At 50.9% G+C, this 16,624-nt stretch carries 14 protein-coding genes; 10 read left to right on the top strand and 4 right to left on the bottom strand.

Features of this window, described 5'->3' with window-relative positions; genetic code table 11:
• Positions 1–7: 7 nt before the first annotated feature.
• From LC084_RS12895 to LC084_RS12875, 5 genes are read left to right on the top strand one after another with little or no spacing between them, the layout of a single operon-like run.
• The gene (locus LC084_RS12895; RefSeq protein ID WP_036105682.1) at positions 8–772 is read left to right on the top strand and encodes an amino acid ABC transporter ATP-binding protein; all 765 of its coding nucleotides are present in this window, start codon (positions 8–10) and stop codon (positions 770–772) included.
• 17 nt (positions 773–789) lie between these two features.
• Complete coding sequence (locus LC084_RS12890) at positions 790–1,617, top strand: ABC transporter substrate-binding protein (RefSeq protein WP_226571607.1); 828 nt, start codon at positions 790–792, stop codon at positions 1,615–1,617.
• Positions 1,618–1,631: 14 nt separating this feature from the next.
• On the top strand, positions 1,632–2,480 hold the full coding sequence (locus tag LC084_RS12885; protein ID WP_226571798.1) for a polysaccharide deacetylase family protein: 849 nt from the start codon (positions 1,632–1,634) through the stop codon (positions 2,478–2,480).
• Positions 2,470–3,372 carry a polysaccharide deacetylase family protein gene (locus tag LC084_RS12880; RefSeq protein ID WP_226571606.1) on the top strand — a complete coding sequence of 301 codons (903 nt, stop codon included), beginning with the start codon at positions 2,470–2,472 and terminating at the stop codon, positions 3,370–3,372. The genes LC084_RS12885 and LC084_RS12880 overlap by 11 nt, the downstream gene beginning before the upstream one ends.
• Complete coding sequence (locus LC084_RS12875) at positions 3,365–4,768, top strand: MmgE/PrpD family protein (RefSeq protein ID WP_226571605.1); 1,404 nt, start codon at positions 3,365–3,367, stop codon at positions 4,766–4,768. The genes LC084_RS12880 and LC084_RS12875 overlap by 8 nt, the downstream gene beginning before the upstream one ends.
• 135 nt (positions 4,769–4,903) lie before the next feature.
• Here the strand turns inward: LC084_RS12875 and LC084_RS12870 are convergent, their stop codons facing one another.
• Together LC084_RS12870 and LC084_RS12865 are read right to left on the bottom strand one after the other, a co-directional pair.
• Positions 4,904–5,221 carry a putative quinol monooxygenase gene (locus LC084_RS12870; protein ID WP_226571604.1) on the bottom strand — a complete coding sequence of 106 codons (318 nt, stop codon included), beginning with the start codon at positions 5,219–5,221 and terminating at the stop codon, positions 4,904–4,906.
• Positions 5,222–5,251: 30 nt separating this feature from the next.
• Positions 5,252–5,833, bottom strand: a complete 582-nt coding sequence (locus LC084_RS12865) for an NAD(P)H-dependent oxidoreductase (RefSeq protein ID WP_226571603.1) — start codon at positions 5,831–5,833, stop codon at positions 5,252–5,254.
• Positions 5,834–6,031: 198 nt separating this feature from the next.
• On the opposite strand from LC084_RS12865, the gene parC reads away from it, so the two are divergent.
• The 4 genes from parC (at position 6,032) to LC084_RS12845 (ending at position 13,185) form a co-directional block, all read left to right on the top strand.
• On the top strand, positions 6,032–8,299 hold the full coding sequence (gene parC, locus LC084_RS12860; protein WP_226571602.1) for a DNA topoisomerase IV subunit A: 2,268 nt from the start codon (positions 6,032–6,034) through the stop codon (positions 8,297–8,299).
• Positions 8,300–8,535: 236 nt separating this feature from the next.
• Positions 8,536–9,294: a 1-acylglycerol-3-phosphate O-acyltransferase gene (locus LC084_RS12855; RefSeq protein ID WP_226571601.1), complete on the top strand. Its 759-nt coding sequence runs from the start codon at positions 8,536–8,538 to the stop codon at positions 9,292–9,294.
• A 69-nt stretch (positions 9,295–9,363) separates the two neighbouring features.
• A complete protein-coding gene (gene ftsP, locus LC084_RS12850) occupies positions 9,364–10,773 on the top strand; it encodes a cell division protein FtsP (protein ID WP_226571600.1) in 1,410 nt (469 codons plus the stop codon).
• A 147-nt stretch (positions 10,774–10,920) separates the two neighbouring features.
• The gene (locus LC084_RS12845) at positions 10,921–13,185 is read left to right on the top strand and encodes a YgiQ family radical SAM protein (RefSeq protein WP_226571599.1); all 2,265 of its coding nucleotides are present in this window, start codon (positions 10,921–10,923) and stop codon (positions 13,183–13,185) included.
• Positions 13,186–13,435: 250 nt separating this feature from the next.
• On the opposite strand, the gene dkgA is transcribed toward LC084_RS12845, so the two are convergent.
• Together dkgA and yqhD are read right to left on the bottom strand one after the other, a co-directional pair.
• A complete protein-coding gene (gene dkgA / locus LC084_RS12840) occupies positions 13,436–14,263 on the bottom strand; it encodes a 2,5-didehydrogluconate reductase DkgA (protein ID WP_226571598.1) in 828 nt (275 codons plus the stop codon).
• A gap of 76 nt (positions 14,264–14,339) precedes the next feature.
• Complete coding sequence (yqhD, locus tag LC084_RS12835) at positions 14,340–15,503, bottom strand: alcohol dehydrogenase (RefSeq protein WP_226571597.1); 1,164 nt, start codon at positions 15,501–15,503, stop codon at positions 14,340–14,342.
• 184 nt (positions 15,504–15,687) lie between these two features.
• Here yqhD and LC084_RS12830 point away from each other — a divergent pair, with 184 nt between their 5' ends.
• Positions 15,688–16,620: an AraC family transcriptional regulator gene (locus tag LC084_RS12830; RefSeq protein WP_226571596.1), complete on the top strand. Its 933-nt coding sequence runs from the start codon at positions 15,688–15,690 to the stop codon at positions 16,618–16,620.
• Positions 16,621–16,624: the final 4 nt, after the last annotated feature.

Below are 16,624 nucleotides of genomic sequence, written 5' to 3'. Positions count from 1 at the left end.
GAGCCTCATGAGAAACATTGTTCGTGCCATGAAGGTGAACAAATATTTTGACCAGTTCCATGCGCTAAAAGATGTCAGCCTGGAGGTGAATTACGGCGAAGTGATGTGCATCCTCGGACCATCTGGTTCAGGGAAAAGTACTTTTTTGCGCTGTATTAACCAACTTGAAAAAGTGGACCGGGGTGGGATCTGGATAGACAACGAACTGGCTGGTTATCGCATTGCGGGCGATAAGCTGTACCCACTCAGTGACAAACAAATTGCCCGTCAGCGCCTGCATACCGGCATGGTTTTCCAGCGTTTTAACTTATTTCCCCATAAAACTGCGCTAGAGAATATCACTGAAGGCCCATGCAATGTGTTATTGCGCCCAAAGCGTGAAGCAACGGAAGAGGCGATGGCATTGCTGGAGCGGGTTGGCTTAGCGAATAAAGCACACGCTTACCCTCAGTCGCTTTCCGGCGGGCAACAACAGCGTGTTGCTATTGCCCGTGCACTGGCGATGAAACCGAAACTGATGCTGTTTGATGAACCCACTTCGGCACTGGATCCCGAAATGGTGGGGGAAGTGTTGGCTGTCATGCGTCAACTGGCGCAGGAGGGCACAACAATGCTGGTGGTGACCCATGAAATGGGTTTTGCCCGCGAAGTCGCCAACCAGGTGGTGTTTATGGATGAAGGCCAAATTATTGAGCAGGGCGCACCAGAAGAGATTCTGCTCAACCCGCGTAACCCGCGGATGAAAAATTTCATTAATGCCATTCTCCTTTAAATTAACCGGGGTAAACCATGAAGAATCTGTTTCTGAGCGTGATAGCAACTGCACTCGTCGCCCAGGCATCTACCAGCTGGGCGGCAACTGAATTGCCTGCATCCATTAAGGCAAAAGGCGAAATTACTGTGGCAATTATGCCGAACTACCCGCCAATGGATTTTAAAGACCCGGGCAGCAACCAGTTAACTGGCGTGGATTACGACCTGGGCGTTGCCATTGGCAAAGAGCTGGGTATCAAAGTGAACTGGCAGGAAATCGCTTTTGAGCAGATGGTCAATGCTGTGGTAACCAAGCGAGTCGATATGGTGATGTCAGGTATGACCGATACCAAAGAGCGCCAGAAAGTGGTCGATTTTATTGACTACTTCAAAACCGGCCCACAGTTTTACACGCTGACCGCCCGTCAGGATCTCCAACATGATATTGATTTGTGTGGCAAACATGTCGGTACCAGCCGCCGCACCACATTCCCGCAGGAAATTGCTAACTGGAGTAAAGCTCATTGCGAAGCCGCGGGCAAACCAGCCGTTGTGGTTGTGGGAACCGAAGGTAGCGCAGACGCTCGCACACAGTTACGCCAGCGCCGCCTGGATGCTGCTGTGCAGGGGAGTGAAACGCTGCCTTATATCATGGGCCTTGAAAAAGGAACCTTTAAGCCACTGGATAAAGCCTTTGCCTTCCAGTACACCGGGATGGCGATTGGCAAGGACAACACCGCATTACGTGATGCCATTCAGGGGGCGTTGAATGACATGATTGCCGATGGTACCTATCAAAAAATCCTCACGAAATGGGGCTTGTCAGATAACGGTGTTGCTAAAGCCACCGTCAACCAGGGCTAAAGCAGGAGCAGATGATGCAATCACCGGGTGAATTGCGTTGGCCTGAGGGAAAACGCGGTTGTATGGCACTGGCGTTTGATTTAGATGGGCCAACAGGCGATGCCATGCTTAATGGCAGTATCTGGTCTTCGCCGGAGTACTTTACCTTTGGCTCGTATGGGCCATTTCGGGCACTCGGTCGTTTGCTCGATTTACTGCACGACTTTCAGTTACCTGCCACGTTTTTTGTTCCGGCCTGGGTTGTTGAACAGTGGCCGGAACAATGCCGTGCCATCGTGGAACGGGGGCATGAAGTTGCGTTTCATGGTTATCGGCACGAATCGTTTTTTGCCCTGAGCCCTGATGAACAGCATGCAGTGATGGAGAAATCCACTGAAATTTTTCAACGCTATTTAGGTATTACCGCACGGGGGTTTCGTACTCCGTCAGGAGACTGGCATGCCAGTACCCCTGAAGTGCTCAAAGCCGCAGGTGTTCTCTATTCGAGCAGTATGCGAGGCGATGATCGCCCTTATTGCATTGAGGTCGCGGGGTTCCCTCCACTGGTGGAAATTCCTGGTAAGTGGGAAATGGATGACTACGCCTCACTGGCTTATACCCGAAACCCGGATTTTCCCAAAGGGGGAGACCGCACTGCCAGTTACGCGCTGACGCTGGATAACTGGCAACGGGAGTTTGATGGCGCCATGGATGAAGGCTTATGCCTGACAACCTTGTTTCATCCCAAAATCTCCGGGCAACCTGGGCGCATTTTGCTGCTGGAAAAATTCTTTGCCCATATGACTTCCCGTGACGACGTGTGGTTTGCCCGTTGCGATGCTGTCGCTGAGTGGTATATGCAGGAGTATCAACATGCCAGATAAAAACACCACATCTGCGGGGATTGCCGCACACTGGCCAGAGGGATACCGTTCAGCTGCTGTTATCACCATTGATTTTAATGACATCTACGGCATTTTGACTCAGGCACCAGCGGTAGAAGGCCGGGATAAAACTTTGTCGGTCTGGCGCTATGGTACGCTGCGCGGTGTTGAACGCTTACTCAATCTGCTGGCGAAAAAACAGGTTAAAGCCACATGGTGCCTGCCTGCCATTGTGGCACAAGAACAACCATTGCTGCTGGAGCGGATTTTGGCAGAAGGGCATGAAGTTGCCTGTGGCGGTGACCAGCACGAAGATTTTTCCGCGATGAGCCTGGAAGAGCAGGTTGCCTGCGCGCGCCGCGCTACAGAGAAACTGACTGCGTTATGTGGCCGCGCACCACGGGGTTTTCGTACTCCCGCCGGGCAGTGGAAACCAGGGTTTGCTCAGGCACTGAGCAGCATGGGGTTTCAGTGGTCTTCATGCTGGCGGGGCGATGACCTGCCGTATTTCCATCCGGGCACATCTCTGGTTGAGTTACCGCTGCATTATGAACTGGAAGATGAACCCTATTTCGCGTTTAACCTTAGCCCGGCAGTACCACCAGGCCAGTCACGTATTGCGTCTTACCAGGAAACACTGGCGAACATGACCCAGGATTTTTACGGTTATCACCGGTTTGGTTTATGTTACTTACTCCGCCTGCATCCAGAAATTATCGGTACGGCAGGCCGCATTTCATTACTGGAAGCGTTGATTGATACATTGCAACGGCAACCTGTCTGGTTAACTAGCGCGGAATCTGTGGCTGAACACTGGCGTTCACAGCCAGCAAATACGCCAGACCATCCGGCAGAAGTGTTCCATCGGTTATGGGAGCAAAACCATGGCTGATGCTTTAGCTGATTATGCATATGTGCACACTTTGGGTGAGTTCATCTCTACGACGCGTTATAGCGATTTCCCGCCACATATTGTCGAAAAAGCCAAACGCCATTTTTTGGACACCCTGGGGGCTATGCTTGCAGGAACAGACAGTGACATTTGGCGCCAGTGCGCGGCCTTAACCAGAGAAGAAGGTGGGCATGCGCTGTCTCCTCTTGTTGGGCAATCATGGCGGGTAACCCCGCGCCAGTCGGCCTGGTTAAATGGTGTTGCTGCACATATGTATGAACTGGATGACACCGGTGGCTGTGATCACTCGGGTGCGGTTGTTTTGCCTGCCATTCTCGCGGCATTACCGCTGGTGGGGGAAGTCGTTGACGGGCAGCGCTTGCTGAGCGCGTTTATTGTCGGTTACGACATCGGCCGTCGGGTTCTGGAAGCGTGTGGCGGTTACAACGCCCATAACGAAGCAGGCTGGCACTCGACGGCAACTTGTGGGGTATTTGGTGCAACTGCCGCAGTATGCAACTTGCTCAGGCTCTCTCCTGCACAGTGCAGTGCAGCACTCGGTATTGCAGGCAGTTTCAGTAGTGGCTTGTGGGCCTTTATTCATGATGGCTCACAAACTAAAAAACTGCATGCTGGCCGTGCTGCAGAAAGTGGGTTGTTTGCCGCGCAACTGGCGCAGAAAGGTATTCAGGGGCCGGGTGCTATTTTCGCTGAAAAATGGGGGGGCTTTCTGCAAACCATTGCACCTCACAGCCAGCTACCTGAGGCACTGGTGACATCGCTCGGGCAAGTCTGGAAACTGGCGCGTTGCTCAATCAAACCTTATGCCTCATGCCGGGGAACCCACTCTGCTGTTGATGCACTGAAACAATTGTTATCGGTACAGCCTTTGGCTCAGGTGCAACGTGTACACGTCAGGCTTAACCCGTTTTTAATGGAGATGTGCGGTGGCCGGTCAATTGATAGCCTTGCAGCCGCACAAATGAGCCTGCCTTATGCGCTGGCGGCATGTCTGTGTTATGGCAGTGCAGGGCTTGAAAGTTACAGTGAAGAGAAACGGCTTTCGCCACAAGTGAGCGATATGATGGCGCGTATTATTCTGGAAGTTGATGCGTCTCAACAAGGTGACGAAGAGCCCGTTGTTATTTTACATACCACCAGTGGCAGTGTGGCGCAGGTACAGGTACCAGTGCCTTCCGGTTCTCCGGGAAACCCCCTGAGTGATGAGGCATTGCTGGCAAAATTCCACCAGATTGCCAGCCGGGTGTTACCGGAGGCGCTTTGCCACGAACTGGAGCAGATTTGCCTGCATCTGGATGGTTACCCGGATACTGCTGCGTTACTCAATATACTTAGCCGGGAGGAAGTTCAAACAGGGGAAGTGGCTGTGCGGTGAAACGGATGAAAGTTGCTTAAAAAAGCAGAATAAAACAGAAACAAAAAAGAAGGAAAACCGGGTTTTCCTTCTTTTTAGAAACACCAGCTTAGAAACGCCAGCACAGTGATGTTGTGCCAGGCCACTGGAGTAAACTCAGGCAATGCCGGGTTTCAGAATGCGGATACGCATATCCAGCACATCATTCTTTGTTTTTTCACCAAACGCTTTCATATGCGGCGTTTCCAGGTGAGCTTTGAGATGTGCGGCACTTTCCCACATTTCAATCATCACAATGGAATCGGGTGCTGTCGCCTGAAAATCCAGACTGGTGCTTTCATCGACCATTGGGGTGTAACCATGGCAACCCTCTTCCTGAAGGACTACAGGTGCCAATGTTTTAAATTCATCTAACACGGCCTGGCGATGATGAGCACCAGGGCGAGTACGAATTTCAGCGATCACTGTCAGCATAAATTCACTCCTTTTTAAATGTGCTAACAGTTAAGCAAAAATTGACCGCAGATGCTCGCGATATTGTGCAATATAATGTGGCACATCCGGTTGTTTAATGACGTCATTAGCAATATAAGTTGGCAGGCTTTCGAGGCCAATAAACTGATTTGCTTTGTGAAACGCCAGGTAGACGCCATCAACCCCTACGCCGTGGAAGAACTGTTCTTTGTCCGTAAATGCTTCCAGCGGGGCGTTCCAGGTCAGTGACAGCATATATTTCTTGCCTTGCAGCAGGCCCCCGGAGCCATATTTTTTGCTGGCGTCTGAGCGGGTACGTCCGTCACTGGCATACAGGCTGCCGTGTCCTGCGGTGAACACGTCATCGATGTATTTTTTCACGGTCCAGGGCGCGCCCATCCACCAACCGGGCATTTGCCAGATAATGGCATCAGCTGCCAGGAAGCGGGCAACTTCATCGTCAACATTGTAATCGCTGTCGGCAACGCTAACCGTCACCTCGTGGCCCAGCTCACGTAATTGCGCTACAGCTTCTTCGGTCAGTGTATTATTCAGTTGGCCGGCGGAATGCCCAAATGACTTGGCACCATTAACAATCAGTATGTTACTCATGGTCTCTTTCCGATAAGTTAAGATGCAGAGGATTTTATCGTTATGTGAGTCACGCCTGTAGTGGAAAGACAGGCAAAGACTTTTGCTCTGGGGGCAATAATGCGCTTCTTGTGACTCTCTACGCCAGATAGGGTACTATCGGCCACAATAGTGCCATTCAACTTTGCTTCGGCCAGTCAGTTTGAGGGTTAAGAATTAATGAGTGAGATTACTCATGACGGCGTAGAGCGCCGTGCTCTACATGAATTTACGGAAAGTGCGTATCTCAATTATTCCATGTACGTCATCATGGATCGCGCATTACCATTTATTGGCGATGGGCTGAAACCCGTTCAGCGGCGCATTGTGTACTCCATGTCTGAACTGGGGCTCAATGCAGCGGCGAAATTCAAAAAGTCGGCACGTACCGTCGGTGATGTCCTGGGTAAATACCACCCACACGGCGACAGCGCCTGCTACGAAGCAATGGTGCTTATGGCGCAACCTTTCTCCTACCGCTATCCATTGGTAGATGGCCAGGGGAACTGGGGGGCACCGGATGATCCGAAGTCTTTTGCAGCGATGCGTTATACCGAATCTCGCCTGTCGCGTTATGCCGAAGTGCTGCTCAGTGAGTTGGGCCAGGGAACTGTTGATTATGTCCCTAATTTTGACGGCACGCTCAGCGAACCGAAGATGCTGCCAGCCCGTTTGCCGAATATTCTGTTAAACGGCACCACAGGCATCGCTGTGGGGATGGCGACAGATATTCCGCCCCATAACCTGCGTGAAGTGGCTCAGGCAGCAGTCACCCTGATTGAAAACCCAAAAACCACGCTGGATGCCTTGCTGGATATTATTCAAGGGCCGGATTACCCCACGGAAGCTGAAATCATTACTTCCCGTGAAGATATCCGTAAGATTTACCAGAACGGGCGTGGCTCAGTGCGTATGCGTGCTGTCTGGAATAAAGAAGACGGTGCTGTGGTTATTACTGCGCTGCCTTACCAGGTTTCTGGTGCGCGGGTTCTTGAGCAAATCGCCAGCCAAATGCGGGCGAAAAAACTGCCGATGGTTGATGACCTGCGCGATGAATCCGACCACGAAAACCCAACTCGCCTGGTGATTGTGCCGCGTTCTAACCGCGTAGATATGGAACAGGTGATGAACCACCTGTTTGCCACTACCGACCTTGAGAAAAGCTACCGCGTTAACCTGAACATGATTGGTTTAGATGGCCGCCCGGCGGTTAAAAACCTGCATGAAATTATCAGCGAGTGGTTAGTTTTCCGCCGTGACACGGTGCGCCGCCGGTTGAGTTTCCGGCTTGAGAAAGTGTTGAAACGCCTGCATATCCTCGAAGGCTTGTTGGTTGCGTTCCTCAACATCGATGAAGTTATTGAAATCATCCGTACTGAAGATGAACCCAAGCCAGCGCTGATGTCGCGCTTTGGGATTTCAGATACCCAGGCGGAAGCAATTCTTGAATTGAAATTACGCCACCTTGCCCGCCTGGAAGAAGTGAAAATCCGTGGTGAGCAAAGTGATCTGGAAAAAGAGCGCGATACATTGCAGGGAATTCTCGCATCAGAGCGGAAAATGAATAACCTGCTGAAAAAAGAGTTACAGGCAGATGCGCAGGCTTATGGCGATGATCGCCGTTCTCCGCTCCACGAACGGAGTGAAGCGAAGGCAATGAGCGACCATGAGATGATGCCGTCTGAACCGGTTACGATTGTGTTGTCGCAAATGGGTTGGGTGCGCAGTGCCAAAGGCCATGATATTGATGCCGCCGGGTTAAATTATAAAGCGGGCGACAGCTTTATGGCGGAGGCTAAAGGCAAATCTAACCAGCCCGTCGTGTTTATTGATTCCACCGGGCGCAGTTATGCACTGGATCCAGTGAACCTGCCATCTGCCCGTGGGCAAGGGGAGCCATTAACCGGTAAACTGACATTGCCACCGGGTGCGGTTGTCGAACAGGTTTTGATGGCACCAGATGAGCAGAAACTGCTGATGGCTTCAGATGCGGGTTACGGTTTCGTGTGTACCTTTAACGACCTTGTTGCGCGTAACCGTGCGGGTAAGGCTATGATTAGCCTGCCGGAAAATGCCAGAGCATTGCCACCGTTATGGGTAAATCATGATGACGATATGTTACTGGCGATTACTGCCGCCGGGCGTATGCTGATGTTCCCGGTCAGTGATTTACCGCAACTCTCCAAAGGTAAAGGGAATAAAATTATCTCCATCTCTGCAGCTGATGCGGCGAGCGGGAAAGATAAACTGGCCTGGTTGCGTGTTCTGCCGCCACAAAGTACGGTAACAATTCATGTTGGCAAGCGGAAACTGAAACTGCGTCCTGAAGAGTTGCAAAAAGTCCATGCAGAACGCGGGCGTCGGGGAACAGTTATGCGCGGCCTGCAACGGATTGATAATATCGAGATAGACTCGCCAGCCCGCTCTGACGATGAGAGCGAAGCGTAAGCAGAACAGGGGAGTGGTGCCTCACTCCCCTGAATTCGTAAGATTTTTTTCACTTCGCCATTGTTTGTTATGGAGAAGCGCCTGACAATGCTTTCTCCGGTTATGATTGATAACTGGTCTGCAAACGGTGGTTGTTTATGTTATTCAGGGGACAGGATAAAAGGCGTTGAAACCTGCCTGAAACTGAAATTATACCAGGGCTCTGGTGAACATCGCCTGTGTCTTCAGAGGTTGCTATGCTTTTGATTATTCGTTTTATTATTGTCGTACTCTACAGTATTTTGGTGTGTGTCTTCGGTTCAATTTATTGCCTCTTCAGCCCCAGAAACCCGCGCCATGTTGCCACGTTCGGCCACCTTTTTGCTCGCCTGTCGTCCGTATTTGGGTTAAAGGTGGAAATCCGCAAACCGTCTGGTGCAGAAAATTTTGGTAATGCTATTTATATTGCCAACCACCAGAACAACTACGATATGGTAACGGCGTCTTATATTGTTCAGCCATCCACCGTAACAGTGGGTAAGAAAAGCCTGGCGTGGATTCCTTTTTTTGGTCAGCTTTACTGGCTGACAGGCAATCTACTGATAGATCGCAATAACCGCGCAAAAGCACATGGTACGATTGCTCAGGTTGTTCAGCAGATTCGCGAGCGTAATATCTCTATTTGGATGTTTCCGGAAGGAACGCGCAGCCGTGGTCGTGGCTTGTTGCCTTTTAAAGCCGGGGCGTTTCATGCTGCGCTGGCTGCTGGGGTGCCTGTCATTCCCATTTGTGTTTCAAATACCAACAATAAAATTAAACTCAATCGTTGGCGTAATGGGCTGGTGATCGTTGAAATGTTACCTCCCGTTGATACCAGCAGTTTTGGTAAAGATCAGGTCCGTGAGCTGTCTGCACATTGCCGCCAGTTGATGGAAGAAAAAATTCGCGCACTGGATGAAGAAGTTGCCTTGCGTGAAGCGGGAAAAGTTACGTCAGAAAAAAACGTACAACGTTAAGCCTCTTTCCGGCCATTTTTAGGCGGGAAAGGTTTCCCGCCAACTTTATTCAGTTTACATGGAGCAATTATGTCACTCAGCCGGCGGCAATTTATTCAGGCATCTGGCATTGCACTGGGCGCTGGGGCGTTGCCGCTAAAAGCGAATGCGGCCACCCAGTTACCTCTTCCTGTTCCACCCTTGCTGGAATCCCGCCGTGGGCAACCTTTGTTTCTTACTATGCAAAGTGCTCACTGGTCTTTCGCGGCCGGAACGCGAGCCCAGGTTTGGGGGTTTAACGGGCGTTATATGGGCCCGACCATTCGTGTGTGGAGTGGTGATGATGTCAAAATGATTTATAGCAACCGGTTAACGGAAAATGTCGCGATGACGATTTCCGGGTTGCAGGTACCGGGGCCATTGATGGGTGGCGCGGCGCGAATGATGACACCTAACGCAGACTGGGCACCAGTGCTACCCATTCGCCAGCAGGCAGCCACACTGTGGTACCGCGCAAATACGCCAAACCGTTCGGCAGAACAGGTCTACAAAGGGTTGGCGGGGATGTGGCTGGTAGAAGACGACGTGAGTAAATCGTTGCCAGTGCCTAACCACTACGGAGTGGATGATTTTCCGGTTATTTTGCAAGATAAACGGCTGGATAACTTTGGCGCGCCAACCTACAGCGAACCTTCCGATGGCGGGTTTATTGGGGATACTCTGCTGGTAAATGGTGTGCAGGGCCCTTATGTCGAAGTCTCTCGTGGCTGGGTGCGGTTGCGTTTACTTAATGCGTCGAATGCCCGGCGTTACCTGTTGCGTATGTCGGATGGCCGGCCTCTGCATGTTATTTCCAGTGATCAGGGCTTTTTACCGGCTCCGGTATCTGTATCTCAGCTTTCTCTTGCTCCGGGTGAACGCCGTGAAGTATTAGTGGATATGAGCAATGGCGATGCAGTGTCCATTACTTGCGGGGAGTCAGCCGGCATAATGGAACGTATTCGCGGCTTTTTTGAGCCTTCGAGCATCCTGATTTCAACCTTGGTATTAACGTTACGTCCAACAGGGTTATTGCCCCTGGTTACCAGCCCACTTCCTGCTCGTCTGTTACCCGAAGATATTGTTGCCGGTGCCTCAACGCGCAGCCGTGACATTTCCTTGGGTGATGACCCGGGGATTAATGGCCAGTTGTGGGACGTGAACCGTATTGATATTGAAACGCTGCAAGGAACCTGGGAGCGCTGGACAGTGCATGCCGACACACCCCAGTCTTTCCATATCGAAGGCGTCATGTTCCAGGTGCGTAATGTGAATGGTGCCGCGCCTTTCCCGGAAGACAGAGGCTGGAAAGATACCGTATGGATTGACGGGCAGGTAGAGTTGTTAGTGTATTTCGGCCAGCCTTCATGGCCACATTTCCCTTTCCTGTATGCCAGCCAGACACTGGAATTGGCCGACCGGGGTTCAATTGGGCAGTTATTAGTTCAACCTGCATCCTGATACTTATCCACCTGATATTACTGAGTGTTCAAGGGTATCAGGTGGTAGCTAAGTGAACATAATTTGTTCAGCCCTCTTCTTTTCCTGCACCAACCGGGCGTATAATCGCGACCCTTTGATATCTTTTTACCTTTTTTCGGAAGCAATATGAGCCGTACCAGCCTGATTCAGCCCGAGCGCGACCTCTTTTCATGGCCCCAATACTGGGCTGCCTGCTTTGGCCCTGCCCCTTTTCTGCCCATGTCCCGTGAGGAGATGGATCAATTAGGCTGGGACAGCTGCGACATTATTCTGGTTACTGGTGATGCCTATGTCGACCACCCGAGTTTTGGGATGGCGATTTGTGGCCGTATGCTTGAAGCGCAGGGGTTTCGGGTTGGAATTATTTCTCAGCCAGACTGGACCAGCAAAGACGCGTTTATGGCGTTGGGTAAACCCAACCTGTTCTTCGGTGTGACTGCCGGGAACATGGACTCCATGATTAACCGCTATACCGCAGACCGGAAGTTGCGCCACGATGATGCTTACACACCCGATAACGTCGCGGGTAAACGCCCGGACCGGGCCACCCTGGTCTACACCCAGCGTTGCAAAGAAGCCTGGAGCGATGTGCCTGTCATCCTTGGCGGTATTGAAGCGAGCCTGCGCCGTACTGCGCATTATGATTACTGGTCTGATACCGTTCGCCGTTCCGTATTGATTGATGCCAAAGCAGATATGCTCATGTTTGGCAATGGCGAGCGCCCGCTGGTGGAAGTGGCACACCGTTTATCCCAGGGTGAACCCATTAGCGAAATTAAAGATGTGCGCAATACTGCAATCATCGTTCGTGAAGCACTTCCCGGCTGGGAAGGCGTTGACTCCACTCGCCTGGACACGCCCGGAAAAATTGACCCGATCCCGCATCCCTATGGCGAGGATTTACCCTGTGCGGATAATAACAAAGCTGTTGAAGTAGGCGCGGGGGCAAAAGCAGAAGCCATCGTGGTACAGCCGCCAAAACTGAAGCAAAAGCCCTGGGAAAAGACATACATTTTGTTGCCCTCTTATGAAAAAGTAAAAGGCGACAAGGTGTTGTATGCTCATGCTTCGCGTATTCTGCATCATGAAACCAACCCTGGTTGTGCGCGTGCATTAATGCAAAAGCAGGGTGATCGTTATATCTGGATCAACCCACCAGCAATTCCGTTATCCACTGAAGAAATGGACAGCGTGTTCGCACTGCCTTACAAACGCGTTCCGCATCCATCATATGGCGACAGCCGTATCCCCGCGTATGAAATGATCCGCTTCTCAGTAAATATTATGCGTGGCTGTTTCGGTGGCTGTACGTTCTGTTCTATTACCGAACATGAAGGGCGTATTATTCAAAGCCGCTCAGAAGATTCGATCATCAATGAAATTGAAGCGATCCGCGATACTGTACCTGGCTTTACAGGTGTGATTTCCGACCTGGGCGGGCCAACAGCCAATATGTATATGTTGCGCTGTAAATCCCCGCGTGCTGAGCAAACCTGCCGCCGTTTATCCTGCGTCTACCCGGATATTTGCCCGCATATGGATACCGATCACCAGCCGACAATTGACTTGTATCGCCGGGCTCGTGACCTGAGCGGGATTAAAAAGATCCTGATAGCTTCTGGTGTGCGTTACGATCTGGCGGTAGAGGATCCACGTTACATCAAAGAGTTGGCAACCCACCACGTGGGCGGTTATTTGAAGATTGCGCCGGAACATACTGAAGAAGGCCCATTGTCGAAGATGATGAAGCCGGGTATGGGAAGCTATCATCGCTTCAAAGAGCTGTTTGACAGCTATTCCAAACAGGCCGGTAAAGAGCAGTACCTGATCCCTTACTTTATTTCCGCGCACCCAGGTACGCGGGATGAAGATATGGTCAACCTTGCATTGTGGCTGAAGCAACACCGTTTCCGCCTGGACCAGGTGCAAAACTTCTACCCGTCGCCGCTGGCAAATGCCACTACGATGTATTACACCGGTAAAAACCCGTTATCCAAAGTGAATTACAAGAGTGAGGATATTGTGGTGCCGCGTGGTGACAAGCAACGCCGCCTGCATAAAGCCTTGCTGCGTTACCATGATCCTGCCAACTGGCCGTTGATTCGCTCTGCACTGGAAGCGATGGGGAAAAAGCACCTGATAGGCCCGCGGCGCGAGTGCCTGGTGCCGTCACCAACGATGGAAGAGATGCGTGAAGCGCGCCGCCAGAACCGTAAGAGCCAGACAGCACTGACACGCCATACACCAATGGCTCATCAGCGCAGGTCTCCTCAGCCAGCGGCTGGCCGGGCTCCTCAGGCTGCAACGACAGGCCGGGCACCCCAGGCTGTACCGGGGCGGTCACCTCAAGCGGGGCAAAAACGCCGTAAACCTCAGGCCAAACAAGGCTAAAAGCAGGTTAACTTAACAAGTAAAGAAAACGCGAGTTTGGTGACAAACCTCATGTCCGCACAGAACGAGAGGATGCCACCTAATAAAAAACCAGGAAAATCAATTCATTGATTTTCGGCTGCTAACTAAAAAGCAGGGGAAACCACACTTTTCCCTTCTTTTTCATCAATCTGACGCCCTTCGTAATGAAGGGCGTTTGTTTTTGCGATGCGCTTATACCGCCTTGCATTGGTAAGACGCCATGGCAGTCTTATGCCCCAAATTTATCCGGGTCGGGCCCAATACGCTTTCCGCAATCCAGTTTTGCCATCTCTGCCAGTTCTTCTTTATCCAGGCGGAAATCCCAGACATTGAAGTTTTCGGCAATACGCGCTGGGGTTACCGATTTTGGTATCACGACCAGTCCGTTATCCAAATGCCAGCGGATAATAATTTGTGCGGGCGATTTTCCATATTTGTCGGCCAGGTGGTGAATTATCTTCTGCTCAAAAATACCTTCACCGGCCCGAGCCAGTGGGCTCCAGGACTCCGTTTGAATTTGGTGGGTGGCATTCCATGCATGCAACGCACGTTGCTGGAACAACGGGTGCAGTTCAATCTGGTTGATAACCGGATGCACGCCCGTTTCATCAATAATGTGCTGCAGGTGATCAATATTGAAGTTGCAGACACCGATACTCTTCACCAGCCCTTGCTGTTGAAGATCAATCATACTTTTCCAGGCTTCAACGTAGTGGCCTTTCGCCGGGACGGGCCAGTGCATCAGCCACAGGTCGATATAATCAAGCTGCAGTTTTTCGAGACTTGCCTGGAGTGCCTGCGCTGGTTGCAGGTGGTCACTGTTCCAGAGTTTGGTGGTGATAAATAAGTCTTCGCGGGGGACATGACTATTTTTTAATGCCTGGCCAACGCCTTCTTCGTTGTGGTAGGCGGCTGCTGTATCTATTGCCCGGTAACCCACATTCAGTGCGCTACTTATAGCGGTTTGCACTTCTTCATTACTGGCCTGCCAGACGCCCAGACCAAGTTGTGGCATCAGGTTACCATCATGCAGCTTTATCACACTTGCATTCGCCATTCTCTCCTCCTTTATTGAGCTGCCACCTTGTTACAGGTGGCAGCGAAGGGTAGAAATCAGGATTGATGCTAACTGGTTAGCGGGCCGCCTCATAAATACGGCGGCTTACTTCCAGGGTAATATCCTGATGCTCACCCAGGTTGGTCATGCCGTGTTCTTCCAGTTTAGACAATAAGGCCGGAATAGTGCTGCCATCCAGACCATAATCGGATAAATGTGTTGGAATTCCCATGCTTTCAAAGAACTGGCGAGTGGCATTAATGGCCGCATCAATGCGCACATCTTCACTGCCTTCAGTGATGTTCCACACGCGTTCAGCATATTGCAGCAATTTTTCGCGTTTTTGTTCGCGCTTTTCATTCAGCAACGCCGGCAGAACAATAGCCAGGGTTTGCCCGTGATCCAGTCCATGCATCGCAGTCAGTTCGTGACCAAGCATGTGTGTTGCCCAGTCTTGTGGTACACCAGCGCCAATCAGGCCATTTAGCGCCATGGTTGCCGCCCACATGATATTCGCACGGACATCGTAGTTTTCAGGCTCTTTCAGTGCGATGGGGCCTTCTTCTTTCAGGGTCAGTAACAGCCCTTCAGCAAAGCGGTCCTGGACTTTCGCATTGACCGGGTAAGTGATGTATTGCTCAACGGTGTGAATAAATGCATCAACCACACCGTTTGCTACCTGACGGGCTGGTAACGTGTAGGTATAAACCGGGTCAAGAACAGCAAACAGTGGCTGAACATGTGGCGACATAAATGCGCGTTTGTCACCTGTTGTACGGCGGGAAACCACAGCACCATTGTTGGATTCAGAACCAGTCGCAGGCAGTGTCAGTACGGAGCCCAGTGGCAGAGCGTCTTTAATATTGCTACCCCAGGTCTCCAGAATTTCCCAGGGATCCACGCCATCCTGGTATTTTGCTGCCGCAGCAATAAACTTCGTGCCATCCAGTACGGAACCACCACCCACAGCCAGTAAGAAAGTAATATTTTCTTGCTTAACCACCTCTACGGCTTTCATCAGGGTTTCATACGCTGGGTTCGGTTCAATGCCACCAAAAGTTTGTACATTTAAACCATCCAGCGCGGTGAGCACCTGGTCGAGCACACCTGTTTTTTTCACACTGCCGCCACCGTAGGTGATAAGAATGCGGGCATCAGCCGGGATATTTTCGCGCAATGAAGACAGCGCGCCTTTACCAAATAAAATGCGAGTAGGGGTATGTAAATCGAAATTGTTCATGGGATGTACCCTTAGATAATTAATTATGCCCTGTGGGGCGTTGATGGTTATTGTCCGACTCTACGCGCCATTGCTCAATGCTCATTTCTGCAATTGATTTGCCTATTTCTCCAAAGTAATGGAGAAAGAACCCATTTCAGGTACACTGTTTATTGTCAAAATATCCTCAGCCTGGTAAGTGATTATGAGCCGTAATGAAATTTGTTTAGCGCTAAAAGATAAGATTAACAATCTGATAAATATAAAAAATACATCGAATTTCTTCGGCGGTGAAATTAGTCTGCTTTATGGGGAATCTCCTTATCCCCGTACTCCGGTGATGTATGAGCCAGGTGTTGTTTTTCTCTTTTCCGGCAATAAAACGGGTTATCTCAATGATCGGGTTTTTCGTTATGATGTGAACGAATATTTGTTGCTGACAGTTCCTCTGCCCTTTGAATGTGAAACCAGGGCGACACCAGAAGAGCCACTTGCCGGGCTACGTATCAATATCAATATTATGCAGTTACAGGCGCTGCTAATGGATATTGGCGAAGACCCCGTGTTCCAGCCGCGTCCGGTTTCCAGCGGTATTCATTCTGCACCTCTGTCGGAACCCATTTTGTGCGCTGTTGAGCGCCTGCTTGATGTGTTAGATAACCCGCTGGATGCACGCATTTTGGGAAAGGGAATTATTCGGGAAATTCTCTATTTTTTGCTCACCGGGCCGGTGGGCGGAGCATTGCTGGCACTGGTTAGCCGGCATACCCATTTCAGCCTGATTAGCCGGGCATTGCGGCGCATTGAAACTCAGTACCGCGATAATCTGACAGTCGACCAGTTGGCTATGGAGGCCAATATGAGCGTGTCGGCGTTTCATCATAATTTTAAATCTGTCACCAGCACCTCACCTTTACAGTATTTGAAAACATACCGGTTACACAAAGCGCGGTTATTGATGTTACATGATGGGATGAAGGCGGGGGCGGCGGCTATTCATGTAGGCTACGAAAGCCCTTCTCAATTTAGCCGGGAATTCAAACGTTATTTCGGGTTGACGCCAGGGGAAGATATTTTGAGAATGCGGGCGACACAAACGAGCACCCACAATCTGTTGAACACTACCGCTCGCCAGTAATTTT

This window comes from Mangrovibacter yixingensis (assembly GCF_020523985.1).
Classification (GTDB): domain Bacteria; phylum Pseudomonadota; class Gammaproteobacteria; order Enterobacterales; family Enterobacteriaceae; genus Mangrovibacter; species Mangrovibacter yixingensis.
This window is presented reverse-complemented; position numbering and strand designations above follow the sequence as displayed.

Coding starts and splice junctions, on each gene's coding strand:
- yqhD (WP_226571597.1), bottom strand. CDS start 15,503: ATGAACAATTTCGATTTACATACCCCTACTCGCATTTTATTTGGTAAA.
- dkgA (WP_226571598.1), bottom strand. CDS start 14,263: ATGGCGAATGCAAGTGTGATAAAGCTGCATGATGGTAACCTGATGCCA.
- LC084_RS12875 (WP_226571605.1), top strand. CDS start 3,365: ATGGCTGATGCTTTAGCTGATTATGCATATGTGCACACTTTGGGTGAG.
- ftsP (WP_226571600.1), top strand. CDS start 9,364: ATGTCACTCAGCCGGCGGCAATTTATTCAGGCATCTGGCATTGCACTG.
- LC084_RS12895 (WP_036105682.1), top strand. CDS start 8: ATGAGAAACATTGTTCGTGCCATGAAGGTGAACAAATATTTTGACCAG.
- LC084_RS12865 (WP_226571603.1), bottom strand. CDS start 5,833: ATGAGTAACATACTGATTGTTAATGGTGCCAAGTCATTTGGGCATTCC.
- LC084_RS12830 (WP_226571596.1), top strand. CDS start 15,688: ATGAGCCGTAATGAAATTTGTTTAGCGCTAAAAGATAAGATTAACAAT.
- LC084_RS12870 (WP_226571604.1), bottom strand. CDS start 5,221: ATGCTGACAGTGATCGCTGAAATTCGTACTCGCCCTGGTGCTCATCAT.
- parC (WP_226571602.1), top strand. CDS start 6,032: ATGAGTGAGATTACTCATGACGGCGTAGAGCGCCGTGCTCTACATGAA.
- LC084_RS12855 (WP_226571601.1), top strand. CDS start 8,536: ATGCTTTTGATTATTCGTTTTATTATTGTCGTACTCTACAGTATTTTG.
- LC084_RS12880 (WP_226571606.1), top strand. CDS start 2,470: ATGCCAGATAAAAACACCACATCTGCGGGGATTGCCGCACACTGGCCA.
- LC084_RS12890 (WP_226571607.1), top strand. CDS start 790: ATGAAGAATCTGTTTCTGAGCGTGATAGCAACTGCACTCGTCGCCCAG.
- LC084_RS12885 (WP_226571798.1), top strand. CDS start 1,632: ATGCAATCACCGGGTGAATTGCGTTGGCCTGAGGGAAAACGCGGTTGT.
- LC084_RS12845 (WP_226571599.1), top strand. CDS start 10,921: ATGAGCCGTACCAGCCTGATTCAGCCCGAGCGCGACCTCTTTTCATGG.